We start from the raw sequence: 13,089 nt of genomic DNA, 5'->3' as shown, positions 1-13,089 counted from the left end.
GGCCCGCCATTTCTACGGGGTCAGTGGGGCCGTCAGGACCGTGGACGTCGTGTGGGCCGCCAGGTAGGACTCGCCGCGGAGGGTCTTCGGGGGGAGGGGGAGGCGGTGGAGACCCGGGGGCAGGGGGGCGTCGTGGAGGGGGTGGGTGTGGGGGCGGGAGAGGCGGTCCAGGCGGTGGGCGGCGAGGCGGACGCGGCACTCGGAGGCGACCTCGACGAGCGCCTCGCCGTTCCGCGCGGCGAGGCGGATCAGGCGGCGGTCCGGTGGGGTGGGATCCAGGGCCTGTTCGACCTGGGCGACGAGCAGGGGGACGATGGGGGCGAGGCCGGTGATGAAGACGGCGTCGGAGCGGGCCCTCGCGAAGGCGTCCCGTACGGCGTCGCGCTCGTCCTGACGGATCGTCCGGCCGAAGAACACCACGGCGTAGCGGCGGAGTTCGGCCACGTGGGCGCCGACCGCGTCGAGGGTGATCTCGGCGCCGATGCCGGTGCGCCGCAGGGCGGCGGCGAGCTTGGCGAAGAGGGCGGCGCGGCTGCCGACGAGGAGGACGCGGCGGTGGGCGGAGAGGTCGTGGGCGTCGGGGTCGCGCAACAGCCGCTCCAGTAGGGCGCGGTACTGCTCGCCGTGGAAGCGGTAGGGGCCGATGCCGTGGCAGGGGTCGGCCGGGGGCCGGTCGGTCTGCCATTGGACGTCCCGCCAGACGATGTCGGGTCCGTCGCATGCGATGACGGCGGTGACCATGCCACAGGCCGGTCCTTCGCATTCGGGGCAGCCGTAGAGGACGTACCGTCCGCCGTCGAGCGGTGGCTCGGTCTCCAGCAGGAGTCCGCGGATCTGGTCGGCGAAGACGGTGGGGCCGAGGTCGGAAGCGAGCGGGGTGACGGCGTCGAGGTCGGCGAGGCGGGGCAGCGGCGGGCTGCCGTTCACCTCGAAGTCCAGGAAGTCGCGGTGCGTTCGGTACGTGCCGTCGGGCAGGACGCCGCCGGCGCGCATGGCCGGTACCAGCCCGAACGTCGCGTACTCGGAGGTCATCCCCCAAGTATTCCCTCATCGGGGCAGTGTCACCGCGACGCGCCTATAACGGGAGGAAACCGAGCGCGCTGGGGTGACAACCCGCATCGCGTACGACCGGATCGCCGTCGCCGTGGGGTACGTGGTGGGGCAACCGCGCCGCGCGCTGTCGACCGGCGCTGGAGGTGCTGGGGCTGCACTCGGACCGGTCACGGGCGGCGGCGTGCCATGGCGGATGGCGTCGGTGAAGGCGGGGAGTTCGGCGAGGTAGGGCACGCCGGAGCCCCGGGCCGGATGCGCGGGGGCGCATCGGCTCGGGGCTCCGGCGGGTTGCGGTGCGGTGCGGGGTCAGCGGGTCGAATCGCTCGCGCCGACCCGGTCCTCGGCCGTCGAGGAGGCGTCGGCCTCGCCCGTACCGGCGGCACCGTCGATGTTCTCGGCGGGGTTCTCGGCGGGAGCGGCGGGGCCGATCCGGATCTCGAAGTCGCCGTCGTACTTCTCGTGTCCGGCGATGACGGCCATCTCGACCGCTTCCTCGCCCTTCTCGCCGCGCACGATCAGCGGGTCGCGGCGCAGGTCCTTCAGCAGGGCCCAACACAGGCCGACCATCACCAGGGTGAAGGGCGCGGCCACCAGGATCGTCAGGTTCTGCAACCCGGTGAGCGCGTCGTCACCGCCGCCGCCGACGAGCAGCATGACGGCCGCGACGGCGCCCGTGACGACACCCCAGAAGATGACGACGAAGCGGCTCGGCTCGAAGGAGCCCTTCTGCGAGAGGGTGCCCATCACGATCGAGGCGGCGTCCGCGCCGGAGACGAAGAAGATGCCGACGAGGATCATCACGATGACGCTCATGACGCTCGCGATCGGGTACTGCTCGAGCACGCCGAACAGCTGGCCCTCCGGCGTCGTCTCCTTGCCCAGCTTGCCCGCGGCCTGAAGCTTCATCGACGAGCCGCCGAAGATGGCGAACCAGATCAGGCTGACGGTGCTCGGCACCAGGATGACGCCGCCGACGAACTGCCGGATGGTGCGGCCACGGCTGATCCGCGCGATGAACATGCCGACGAACGGCGTCCAGGAGATCCACCAGGCCCAGTAGAAGACCGTCCAGTCGCTCAGCCAGCTAGCGACGGTCTGGCCGCCGGTCGCCTCGGTGCGGCCGACGAGCTGCGGCAGGTCACCGATGTAGGAGCCGATGGAGGTCGGCAGCAGGTCGAGGATGATGATCGTGGGACCGGCCACGAAGACGAACACGGCCAGGAACAGCGCCAGCACCATGTTGATGTTGGACAGCCACTGGATGCCCTTGGCGACGCCCGACACGGCGGAGGCGATGAACGCGACCGTGAGGACCGCGATCACGGCGACCAGCAGCCCGGTCCCGACGTTGCTCTTCCAGCCCAGCACCTCGACACCGCTGCCGATCTGGAGCGCGCCGAGTCCGAGGGACGCGGCGGAGCCGAAGAGGGTGGCGAAGATCGCGAGGATGTCGATGACACGGCCGCCCGCGCCGTTGGCGTGCCTGCTGCCGATCAGCGGGGTGAAGACGGCGCTGATGGTCTGGCGGCGGCCACGGCGGAAGGTGCTGTAGGCGATGGCGAGGCCCACGACGGCGTAGATGGCCCACGGGTGCAGCGTCCAGTGGAACAGCGTCGTGGACATGGCGATCTGCATCTTCTCGGCCGAGGTGCCGGGGTCGGTCCCGGGCGGCGGGGTGACGAAGTGCGCCAGCGGCTCACTCACCCCGTAGAACATCAGGCCGATGCCCATGCCCGCGCTGAACATCATCGCGACCCATGAGACGGTCTTGAACTCGGGGTCCTCGCCTTCCTTCCCGAGCGTGATCTTGCCGTAGCGGCTCATCGCCAGCCACAGCGCGAAGATCACAAAGCCGGTGGCGGCGAGGATGAACGCCCAGCCACCGTTGTGGATCAGTCCGGACAGCATGCTGTCCGAGACGCTCTCGAGCGCGCCTGTGAACAGGCATCCCCAGATCACGAACGCGAGGGTGAGTCCGGCGGAGACGCCGAACACCACGCGGTCGGTCTGGGGAGCCTTGGTCGGATCGGGACTGCCGGGAAGGTCTGCCGTGACCGGAGGGTCGCTTCTTACGTCCCCCGTGTCCTTCTGCTTCTCCGTCACGCATGAACCTTTCACTGGGTTTAATGGGTCGACGTTCCGGCTACCCACTAGTCGGATGCGTATGTCAGCACGACCCTCGTTGTGTCAGCACGTGTTCACGGGCTGACCTGCCGTGAGGTGATACGCCGCGCGGCCGTCGAGCAGCAGCGGGACGAGCGCCCGCAGCGACTGTCGCAGGGGGACGAGGACCTCGTGACCCGCGCCACGCAGGGCCTTCACCCGTATACCGTGCAGGGCCAGTTCATCGCGTACGTCGGCGTACTGCGCGGCGTCCAGCCGGTAGCCGCACGGCGGGTCCTGGAGGACGTCGTCCTCCCCCGCCGGGTCGTTGTCGGCGCCGCCGAGGTACACCGGACCGCGGTCGGCCCAGCCGGCGAGCCGGGCCGCGGTCGTGGCGGCCTCGATCCGCGGGCGCCGCTCCCTTACGAAGGCGAACGCGCCATCCAGCGCGGCGAGTTGGGAGCCCACCCGGCGCTTGTTGTTGACGGCGGGGTCGTCCTTCTCGGCGTCGGTGAGCGGGTCGACGCGGGTCTCGACCAGCAGCCCGAGGCTGTTCTTGACCCCGGCGGTGTTCCGCAGGATGCGCTCCTGGCCGTCCCCCGCCACCTGCTTGACCGGCTCACCGGTCTCCGGGTCGGTCCAGATGCCGTAGACGCCGGTGGAGAAGCCCGCGGACTCGGTGTGCGGGCGGACGTGAGCGTCGGAGAGGGTGCGCGCCTCGCGGTGTACGGGGTCGGCGGTGTTGAGGTTGCGCGGCCACAGGGCCAGCAGGTCCTTCATGTAGTACGGGACGGTGGCGCCGTACTCGTGCAGGTCGTAGACGGTGTCCGGGCGCCAGTCGCGGATGACGCGCGCCATGGCGCGGCCCTCGGCGGTGGTGAGCGCGATGTGGTCGCGGTTGATGTCCGTGCCGTCGGAGTTGCCGCGGGTGTCGGCGGCGCGGCCGTCGGGGTTGGCGGTGGGCACGACGATGACGTTCGTACGCTCCAGGAAGCGGCGGGTCTTCGGGTCCTTGGCGTAGGCGAGGTCGCGGATGGTGGTCAGGCACGCCTCGCGGCCTGATGGCTCGTCACCGTGCTGGGAGCAGATGAGCATCAGGGAGTTGCCGCGGGCGGCCCGGGCGGCGTCGGCGGGCGCCGCGGGGGCGCCGATCCGCACCAGGTTCAGGGGACGCCCCTGCTTCGTGGTGCCGATGGTGTCGACGGCGACGCGCGCGCTGGCCCTGTCGACGGCCGCGAGGAAATCCGCCTCCTCGGCCTGGCTGGTCCAGCGCTTGCCCTGGCTGGTCTCGAATCCGGTGCGCGGCGGCGCTCCCGGCTCGGCCCGCGCGGGGGCGGCCAGCAGCGATCCGGTGAGCAGCGCGCCGAGCGCGCCGCAGGCGGTGGCGGTGCGGATGAGGGGCGCGGGTGAGAACACGGTACGGACCTCCTGGGTGAGGGAGCGGTGAGGCGCCCGGGTGCGGGCGCCTCACCGTGGGGACTTCCGGGTCAGCGCAGGGGCAGGGGCGAGTCGAGGTGCGGGGTGCGGACGCCGCGCAGCGGTGCGCGCTCGGCCCCGGGTGCGGCGGCGCGTTCGGTCCTCAGGGCGCCGACCAGCGGCAGCCGTGCCGAGGTGCGGTGGAGGTCGAGGGTCAGCCGGGGTGTGGTGGCGGGCGGTTCGAGGAGCCCGGCGTCAGTACCGGCGATGATCAGGCCGAGCCGGTGGCCCGCCGGAATCACATGGTCGGTGGCGGCCAGGTCGAGGGTGAGGGTGTAGGGCTTGCCCGGGGTCAGCGGGCGCCCCTCGCGGGCGTCGGCGTAGTGGCCGAGGTCGGCCCAGCCGCGGCTGAAGACGGTCTGGTCGACCGCCTTGGTGTCGGCCGCGGTCACCTTGAAGCAGGCGCTGTCGCCCGCCGTGCTGCTCCCCCAGCAGGTGCGGTCGTCGAGGGTGACGATGCCCTCGCCCGCCGCGCCGTAGTCCCGGATGGTGTCGGGTCCGAGGTCGACCAGGACGGCGGAGAGGTGGGCGCTGGTGGTGGAGGGGGTGGCGGTGACCGTCACGCTGCCGGAGCCGGACAGGCGCAGGTCGCGGGTGAGCGGCGGCGTGCTGAAGCCCGCCTTGGCCGGGGTCGCCCGGTCGATGTCGGCGGCCCATTCGGTCTCGCTCAGCCGGGGGTCGTCGGTGAAGGCCGTGGTGGCGCCGGGCCGGGCCCGCCCGGTACCGAGGACGCCCACCCCGGGGGCCGTGCCGGGAGTGGGTCGCAGGGTGGTCTGCCGGGTGCCGGACGGGGGCCAGACGCGGTCGGTCGACCACTGGTCGGGGGCGCGCTCGACGTCGGCCATGGGGGTGCGCTCGATGCCGTTGTCGATGCCGAGGAGGTAGTGGTCGAACCAGCGGTGCAGGGTCGTGACCCAGGGTCCGCGGCGGAAGTCGAACGGGTCGACGTGGCCGGTCTGGGACAGCCAGATCTTGCGCTCCACGCCCGCGTCGGCGAGCGCGTTCCACCACTGGCCGAGGTGCTTGGTGCGGACGTTGAGGTCCTGCATGCCATGGACGGCGAAGACGCTGGCGCGCACCTTGCGGGCGTCGGGCACGTAGTCGCGCGCGCTCCACAGGCCGGTCCAGTCGCCGCTGCGCGGGGCGCCGTCGACGAGACGTTTCTGTACGGCGGCGCAGCGGCCGTGCGCCGCGTCGCTCTCGACGGCGTCGGCGAGCCCGTCGGGTCCGGAGCCGAAGAGGGCGGCGCCCTTGGCGAAGTAGTAGTCGTACCAGGAGGAGATGGCGCCGATGGGCACGATGGTCTTCAGGCCCTTGACGCCGGTGGCGGCGACGCCGTTGGCGATGGTGCCGTCGTAGCTCTTGCCGATCATGCCGGTGCGGCCGTTGGTCCAGGTGGCCTTGACGGGTCTGCCGCCCGCCGCGGCGCTGTATCCGGTGGCGCGGCCGTTCAGCCAGTCGACGACGGCCTTGGCGGACTGGATGTCGGAGCGGCCGCCGACGTCGGCACAGCCGTCGGAGCGGTTGGTTCCGGCGAGGTCGACCAGGACGGTGGCGTAGCCGCGCGGGACGAAGTAGTTGTCGTAGAAGAGCGGGAACAGGACCGGTTTGCCATTGGCGTCATAGGTCTTGGTCTGGCTCTCGTTGCCGCGTCCGCAGCAGGAGTAGTACGGACTGGCGTCCATGATCACGGGGACCTTGCGGCCCTGCCGTGCGGGTTCGCTCGGGCGCACGATGTCGACGGCGACCCGGTCGGTCCTGCCGTCGGCGTCGCCGTCGAGCTTCGTGTCCACCCATACGGATTCGCGTATGGCGTGGTCGTACGAGTACACCGGTCTGCTCTCCCGGACCGTGGCCGCGTGGGCCGGTGGGGTGCCGAGGGGCGACAGCGGTAAGAGGGTGGCGGCCACCAGTGCGGTGACCGCCGGAAGGAGGTGCCTGGCCCAGTGGATGCGGGGTTTCCGCCTACGTAGCAGCACGGCCGGACGGTAGCGCGAGTGAACTGGTGTGCAGAAGAGGGCGGACGGTGTGGCGGGCGACTGCCCGGGCCCGTGTGGCGGCTGGATGTCGATTGCATGTCAGATATCGGATGGACGGGAAGTGCGTGACGGGAGTACATAGGGTCGCGAGTGATCGTTCTCCCCTACGAGTTGGAGGACTCGTGCGTCACCACAGACTCCTCGTCCCGGGCGCGGCCGCGGCCTGCCTGCTGCTGGCGATCCCGGCCTCGGCGGCCGAACCGGCGCCCGGAGCGCCCGGCATCGGGGACTCCTACTACCTCTCGTACGGCAACGGCGGGTACGACGTCTCCCACTACGACCTGCGGCTGAAGTACCAGCCGACGAACGACCGCCTGGAGGGGACGGCGACGGTCGTCGCCACCGCGAAGCAGGATCTGTCCCGCTTCAACCTCGACTTCGCGCTCGATGTGCGCGAGGTGCTGGTGGGCGGCAAGAAGGCGGCGTTCACGAAGACCGGCGACCACGAGCTGGAGATCACCCCGCCCTCGGCGCTCGACTCCGGCCGTTCCTTCACCGTCGTGGTGCGCTACAGCGGCACCCCGTCGAAGGTGGAGGCGGGCGGCTTCACCGGCTGGCAGCGGACGCCGGACGGCGGGGTCGCGGCCAATGAGCCGGAGTCGGCGTGGTGGTGGTTCCCGAGCAACGACCATCCGCTGGACAAGGCCACGTACGACGTCTCGGTCGCGGTGCCGGACGGCACGCAGGCCATCAGCAACGGCACCCTGGCGTCGAGCAGTTCACAGCTGGGCTGGACCCGCTACAACTGGCGCTCCAGCAAGCCCCAGGCCACCTATCTGGCCACGCTCGCGGTCGGCAAGTTCGACATCACGAAGGACACCACCGCGGGCGGGCTGCCCGTCATCAACGCCTACAGCAAGGACCTCGGCGAGAACGCGGGCGCGGCGCGGGCAAGCGTCGAGCGCACGGCCGAGGTCGCCGACTGGGAGTCCACGGTCTTCGGTCCGTACCCCTTCGAGGCGCTGGGCGGCTATGTGCCGAACGTGTCGGCCGGATTCGCCCTGGAGACCCAGACCCGGCCCTTCTACGGCCCGAAGAAGTTCGCCAAGGGCTCGAACGTGTCGGTGGTCGTGCACGAGCTGGCGCACCAGTGGTTCGGCGACAGCGTCTCGCTGAAGGACTGGCGCGACATCTGGATCAACGAGGGCTTCGCGAGCTACGCGCAGTGGCTGTGGTCGGAGAAGGAGGGCGAGGGCACGGCGCAGGAGCTGGCGGACTACACGTACGCCTCCTACCCGGCCGACGACCCGTTCTGGAAGGTCGAGCCGGGCGACCCGGGCGCGGCGAACCAGTTCCACGAGGCGGTGTACGACCGGGGCGCGCTGGCCCTCCAGGCGCTGCGGAACCGCGTCGGCGACAAGGCGTTCTTCGCGATCCTCAAGGGGTGGACGACGGAGCACCGGTACGGCAACGCCTCGGTGAAGGACTTCGTGGCCTACGCCGAGAAGGTGTCGGGGAAGCCTCTCGCCTCGCTCTTCGACACCTGGCTGTTCACCCCGTCGAAGCCGGGTGCGGCGCAGGCGAAGGGTGCGGAGCTGAGCGCGGCGAAGGCGCCGGTGCGGCCGAAGTCCTGGCAGAAGATCCAGGCGGCGCACTCCGAGAAGTGACGCTCCGAGAAGTGGGGTGACGACGCCCCCGGCCGGTGCCCGCGCACCGGCCGGGGGCGTTCACCTTCGCGGTCAGTCCGCGGTGAGCGGGCGCAGCGTGAGGGTGTAGTCGTACGCCTTGTCGGCCTTGACCCGGTACTGGTCGCGCACCGGGTTCGGGGTGTCCCCGGCGCCGGTGACGGCGTGGTCGGCGTGCAGGGTGTTCCAGCCGTCGTTGCGCTTCAGGAAGTGCGGATAGGCGGCGCGGTCGAGGTCGTCGTACGCGCTGGCGCCCACCTCCAGGTCGCCCGAGACCAGCAGCCCGCCGGTGCGGCCGTCGGTGAGCGAGGCCCAGCGCACATCGTCGTGGTTGCCGTGGTCCTGGGGCTTCAGGTACTCCACGTACTGGTCCTCGACCGAGGAGGACCACACGCCCATGGGCGTGCCGTCCTTGCGGTCGTTGAAGTTCTCGACCGGCCCGCGGCCGTACCACCGGAACGTGTCGTACCGCTCCGGCACCTTCAGCTTCATGCCCACCCGCGGCAGATACGACAGCTTCGCCGCCTCGTCGCGCGCCTGGACCTGGTGCCGGATGCCGATCTCGCCGGAGCCGTCGACACGGTACGTCATGGTCTGGTCGAAGGACGCCTTGGTCGCCTCGGGTGGGGTCACGGTGGTGGTGAACGCGACGGTGACCGTGCCGTCGTCGCCCGGGGTCACCTCCGTGCCGATGTCGGTGGCGCGCAGCCGGTCGAGGCCGAGGGAGCGCCACTGCTTGCCCTCGGCGGTGCCCCAGTCGGAGCGCTCGTTGCTGATGGGGGCGCGCCAGACGTCGAGTTCGGGGCCTGAGGTGATCAGTTCGCGGCCGCCCGCGCGCATCGAGGTGAGCGTGCCCTTCTTCTTGTCGAAGGTGTAGCGGAAGTCCTTGCCGGTGACCTCGACGGTGTCGCCCCGGTCGGTGGTCTCGGTCCTGGCCTTGGCGTCGCCGGTACGGGACGGCTCGGGGACCTTCGTCCCACCGACCGCGAACTGCCCGAAGGAGACCACGTGTCCGGCCTTCGCCCAGTTCGTGTCGTGGGCGGTCACCGCCTGGACGGTGAGGTAGCGCTCGTAGCCGCCGGGGTTGGCGGGCGGGGCGGGCAGCTGGACCTCGTCGCTCGCGTCCGGTCCGACGTCCAGGGCGCGGGTGCCGCCGGCGACGGTCTTGGCGCCCTCGGTCACCTTCCAGCGCAGGCGCAGATCGGAGGTGCCGGTGAAGACGCGCTCGTTGGTGACCTTCACCTTGCCGGTGCGGGCGTCGGCGTCGGTGATCCGGATCGGTGCCTGCACCCAGGCGAGCTGGGCGGTCTCCGGCTCCGGCTTGCGGTCGGCGGTGACCAGGCCGTCGACGCCGGATTCGTAGAGGCCGTAACTGAGGTAGTCGCCCTTGCGCTGGAAGGTGTCGAAGTCCAGCGCGATCAGGGCGTCCCGCTTCGGGTCGGCACCGGCGGCGAGCCGGGCCGCGCCGAGCGCGGTGTCGTAGACGCGGACCTGGTCGATGGTGCCCTTGGCGGTGCGCCCGGGGTAGCCGTCCTCCATGGTGTCGGCGTTGCGGCCGACGCCGAGGTCGTAGCCGGTGTAGTCAAGCGGGCCGCTCCAGGCGGTCTCGGCGAGCTGCTTGCCGTCGACGTAGAGGCGCAAGTGCTCACCGTCGTAGGTGCCGGTGACGCGGTGCCAGGCGCCGGTCCAGCCCTCAGGCACGTCCGCGGTCACCGTGCGGGGCTTGCCCTCGCTGGTGATCGTGAACTCCAGGGTGTCGGCGTCCTTCATCCGCAGCACGTACTGGTCGCCCTTGCTGACCATGGTGAAGTCGCCGGTGAACGGCTCGGCGGGCTTGACCTGGGCGTCGAGGGTGACCGCCTTGCCTGTCAGGTCCAGCTTCGGATCGCGGTAGGTCTCCACGAAGTCGTCGAGGCCGGAGAGGTACAGCGCCTTGCCCTGCTTGCCGTCGACCACCTTCGGCTTGCCGGAGAGGCTGGCGGCGACGCGGTTGCCGGAGGAGTCGGGGGTGGTGATCAGGGGGCGCTTGATGTTCTGCTCGGCCCAGTCCCAGATGAAGCCGCCCTGCGCCCTGGGGTACTTCCGCATGACCTCCCAGAACTCCCGGAAGTTGCCGAGGCTGTTGCCCATCGCGTGCGCGTATTCGCCCATCACGATCGGCTTGGTGAAGGATTTGGCCTTGGATTCCAGTGAGGCGGGGGTGGGATAGCGCGGGCCCGCGACGTCGGCGAAGGGAGCGTCGCCGTCGGGGCGGTTGGGCTGGTGGTACAGCGGCCGGGTCGGCTCGTTCTTCTTCGTCCACTCGGCCATGGCGTAGTGCGCCTTGCCGAGCCCGGCCTCGTTGCCGGTGTCCCACATGATGACGCTGGGGTGGTTCTTGTCGCGCTCGACCATGCCCTGGTGGCGCTCCAGGAACGCCTTCTGCCACTCGGGCTTCTCGGCGAGGCAGTCGTCCGGGCAGTTCTCGAAGCTGTGGGTCTCGACCTCCATCTCGTCGTCGATGAGGATGCCCTCACGGTCGGCGAGTTCGTAGAGGTACGGGTCCGAGGGGTAGTGGGAGGTGCGGATCGCGTTGACGTTCAGCCGCTTCATCAGCCGTACGTCCTGCTCCATGCGCGCCCGGGTGGCGTGCCGGCCGGTGGTGGGGTCGGTCTCGGCGCGGTTGACGCCGCGGATGAGGATGCGCTTGCCGTTGAGCTTGAGCTGCTGGTCCTTGACCTCGACCTCGCGGAAGCCGACGCTCTGTTCGGCGGTCTGGGTCACCTTGCCGTCGGCGTCGCGCAGCGTCAGCTTCAGCTGGTACAGGTTCGGCGTCTCGTCCGACCACTTGGCGGGGTTCTTCATCTCCGCCGTCAGCTCGGCCTTGCCGTCCTTCTCCTCGGCGGTCAGCCGCCGCACTTCGCGGCCGCGCGGGTCGTACAGCACGCCGGTGACCCGCTGCCCGTCCTGCTCGCCGCCCTCGGCGCGCGCGATGTCGACCTGGGCGCGGAGGGTGGCGTCGCGGTAGTCGGCGTCGAGGTCGGTGGTGACGTACGCGTCCTCCATCCGGGTCTTGGGAGTGGAGTACAGCGACACGGAGCGGAAGATGCCCGCGAAGCGCCACTGGTCGTAGTCCTCCAGGTACGAGCCCGCGCTCCAGCGGTGCACCTGGACGGCGACGCGGTTGTGCCCTGGCCGCAGGTAGTCGGTGACGTCGAACTCGGCGGGGACGTAGCCGCCCTGGTCGTAGCCGACGTAACGGCCGTTGACCCAGACGAACGCGGCCGACGTCATCCCGTCGAAGCGGAGCACCTGGCGCCGCCCGTCCCAGCTCTTCGGCACGGTGACGTCCTTGACGTACGCCCCGGTGGGGTTGACGTCGTGCGGCACCTTCGGGGGGTTCTCGGGCACCATCTCGCCGTCGATGTTGCGGAAGATGGGGTGGTCGAGGTCGTCGGTCTGCCAGGTGTGCGGGACCTTCACACGCTGGAATCCCTGGGAAGAGGACGCGTCGTAGTCCTCCTTCCAGAAGCCCTGAGGCGCGTCCTCGGGCTTGTCGGCGAGGGCGAAGCGCCAGCTGCCGTCGAGGCTGCGCTGCCACTTCCCCGCGTCCTGCCCGGTGGGCTTCAGCCGGGTGTGCGGGGGCTCCTGGCCCTCACCCGTCTTCTCCGGGTCCTCGAGGTAACTGTGCACATCGGCGGGGAACTTGCCCGCGTCCGGCGCTCTTCCGGCGGCGCTGTCCGCCGTGGTGAGGGCGGCCCCCAGGGCGGTGGCCATGGCGGCCGCCACCGCGATCAGTCGTGTGCCGTACCTGCCGCGTACCGTGCCCAACCCGACCCCACCTCACATATTCGCAAGAAAACGAACACAGCTGAACAGCGATGCACGCTATTGGCCAGGTAAAGAGAGCGTCAACGGTGCGGACGGATCTCTGTGCGATCAGATAAGGCCGGAAGGTTTCACAGTGATGATGAGACAGCAATACTGATGCACCCGACTCCGCCCGACTCCACCCGACCGCCGGGCGGCACCCCCGAGAGCGAGGCACGCCGATGACCACCCCCGACAGCGAGGGGCCGACCAGCGAGGAACCGCCCCTCACCGTCGACGAGCTGGCGGCCCGGGCCGGGGTGACCGTCCGCACGATCCGCTTCTACGGCACCCGCGGACTGCTTCCGCCGCCCGCCATCGGCCCGCGCCGGGTGGGGCACTACGGGCCCGGGCACCTGTCGCGGCTCGCCCTCATCGAGGAGCTACAGCACCACGGCATGACCCTCTCCGCCATCGAGCGCTATCTGCGGCAGCTCCCGGCGGACCTCAGCGCCGACGACCTCGCCATCCACCGCGCCCTGGTCGCCTCCTGGGCGCCCGAGGCACCCGAGGAGACGACCCGCGAACAGCTGGCCCGGCGGGCCGGGCGCGAGCTGTCGGACGAGGACATCGACCGGCTGGCCGCTCTCCACGCGCTGGAGCGCACCGACCGTCCCGATGCCTTCCGCGTCGACCCCGGAGTGCTCCACCTCGGCCTGCGGCTGCTGGACGTCCCGATCGACCTGGAGACGATCCTCGCGGCCCATACGGTCGTCACGGAGCACAGCCGCTCCGTCGCCCGCGAGCTGGGCAGGCTCTTCCGCGACGAGGTGTGGGGCCCGGAGCGGGAGCCGGAGTCCGGCGGCGGGGCGGAGCGGGTGGCGGCGAAGAAGTCGCTGTCGGCGGACATGCAACCGCTGGTGGTGCAGGCCCTGGTGATCGCGTTTCAGCGGTCGATGAAGCAGGAGCTGCGGGCCTGGTACGGCACGGACGCCCCCTGAAGC

General features: G+C 70.8%; 7 protein-coding genes. 2 read left to right on the top strand and 5 right to left on the bottom strand.

Annotated features, from left to right (window positions below; all coding sequences use genetic code 11):
• Positions 1 to 12: 12 nt before the first annotated feature.
• From ACH4TL_RS07745 to ACH4TL_RS07730, 4 genes are all read right to left on the bottom strand, one after another.
• A complete protein-coding gene (locus tag ACH4TL_RS07745) occupies positions 13 to 1,032 on the bottom strand; it encodes an oxidoreductase (RefSeq protein WP_398310331.1) in 1,020 nt (339 codons plus the stop codon).
• 327 nt (positions 1,033 to 1,359) lie between these two features.
• Positions 1,360 to 3,156 (bottom strand): BCCT family transporter, encoded by a 1,797-nt coding sequence (locus tag ACH4TL_RS07740; protein WP_398310334.1) that lies wholly within the window; start codon positions 3,154 to 3,156, stop codon positions 1,360 to 1,362.
• Between the two features lie 84 nt (positions 3,157 to 3,240).
• Positions 3,241 to 4,572 carry a M14 family metallocarboxypeptidase gene (locus ACH4TL_RS07735; protein ID WP_398310337.1) on the bottom strand — a complete coding sequence of 444 codons (1,332 nt, stop codon included), beginning with the start codon at positions 4,570 to 4,572 and terminating at the stop codon, positions 3,241 to 3,243.
• 71 nt (positions 4,573 to 4,643) lie between these two features.
• Positions 4,644 to 6,608: a Xaa-Pro dipeptidyl-peptidase gene (locus ACH4TL_RS07730; protein ID WP_398311574.1), complete on the bottom strand. Its 1,965-nt coding sequence runs from the start codon at positions 6,606 to 6,608 to the stop codon at positions 4,644 to 4,646.
• 185 nt (positions 6,609 to 6,793) lie between these two features.
• Between ACH4TL_RS07730 and ACH4TL_RS07725 the strand changes: the two genes are divergently transcribed.
• A complete protein-coding gene (locus tag ACH4TL_RS07725) occupies positions 6,794 to 8,278 on the top strand; it encodes a M1 family metallopeptidase (RefSeq protein ID WP_398310341.1) in 1,485 nt (494 codons plus the stop codon).
• Positions 8,279 to 8,350: 72 nt separating this feature from the next.
• On the opposite strand, the gene ACH4TL_RS07720 is transcribed toward ACH4TL_RS07725, so the two are convergent.
• Positions 8,351 to 12,106 carry a glycoside hydrolase family 2 TIM barrel-domain containing protein gene (locus ACH4TL_RS07720; protein ID WP_398310344.1) on the bottom strand — a complete coding sequence of 1,252 codons (3,756 nt, stop codon included), beginning with the start codon at positions 12,104 to 12,106 and terminating at the stop codon, positions 8,351 to 8,353.
• Positions 12,107 to 12,327: 221 nt separating this feature from the next.
• Between ACH4TL_RS07720 and ACH4TL_RS07715 the strand changes: the two genes are divergently transcribed.
• On the top strand, positions 12,328 to 13,086 hold the full coding sequence (locus ACH4TL_RS07715) for a MerR family transcriptional regulator (protein WP_398310347.1): 759 nt from the start codon (positions 12,328 to 12,330) through the stop codon (positions 13,084 to 13,086).
• Positions 13,087 to 13,089: the final 3 nt, after the last annotated feature.

This window comes from Streptomyces sp. NPDC021115, from assembly GCF_044333065.1.
In the GTDB taxonomy this organism is placed as follows: Bacteria; Actinomycetota; Actinomycetes; order Streptomycetales; family Streptomycetaceae; genus Streptomyces.
Note: the sequence above shows the minus strand (reverse complement) of the source record. Positions and strands in the feature narration are given on the sequence as shown.

Excerpts from the sequence above, each read along its gene's own strand:
- ACH4TL_RS07745 (WP_398310331.1), bottom strand. The coding sequence starts at position 1,032 with ATGACCTCCGAGTACGCGACGTTCGGGCTGGTACCGGCCATGCGCGCC.
- ACH4TL_RS07715 (WP_398310347.1), top strand. The coding sequence starts at position 12,328 with ATGACCACCCCCGACAGCGAGGGGCCGACCAGCGAGGAACCGCCCCTC.